The sequence below is a fragment of the Actinotalea ferrariae CF5-4 genome, from assembly GCF_000603945.1.
GTDB classification, from domain to species: Bacteria; Actinomycetota; Actinomycetes; order Actinomycetales; family Cellulomonadaceae; genus Actinotalea; species Actinotalea ferrariae.
In genome coordinates, this window is sequence record NZ_AXCW01000607.1 from 1 (window position 1) to 412 (window position 412).

At 80.6% G+C, this 412-nt stretch carries 1 pseudogene; it reads left to right on the forward strand.

The window, feature by feature from the left end:
* Positions 1–19: 19 nt before the first annotated feature.
* Positions 20–412, forward strand: a pseudogene (locus tag N866_RS19460) (hypothetical protein); the annotation flags it as partial.

Below are 412 nucleotides of genomic sequence, written 5' to 3' on the forward strand. Positions count from 1 at the left end.
CGGCTGCTGCGCGCTCGGCGTGAGCACCGTGGTCCGGACGACGGGCCGCCGCCTCGCAGCGCTCGACGCCGCCGCGCGGGCCCTGACCCCGGCCGTCCTGCGCCGCCTCGTCGCAGCGGGTGTCGGGGTCGGGCTCGGCCTGGGCGGCACGATGACCGCGACGGCGGTCGAGCACGACCTGGGCTGGCTCCCCCCGGCGAGCGCGGAGGCCGGGGACGAGCTCGCACTCGACTCACCCGCGCCGGCGTCCACCCCGAGCACGGTGGACGCCGGCGCGGGTGCGACCCCTACCGATGCGGTGGAGCCGGCCCTGCTTCAGCCCGCCGCGCCGGCCACAGCTGCCTCCGCGCCGACGACGGTCGTGCCCGCACCGGCCACGCCGGCCGTGCCGGCCACGGCGCCGCGACCGTCG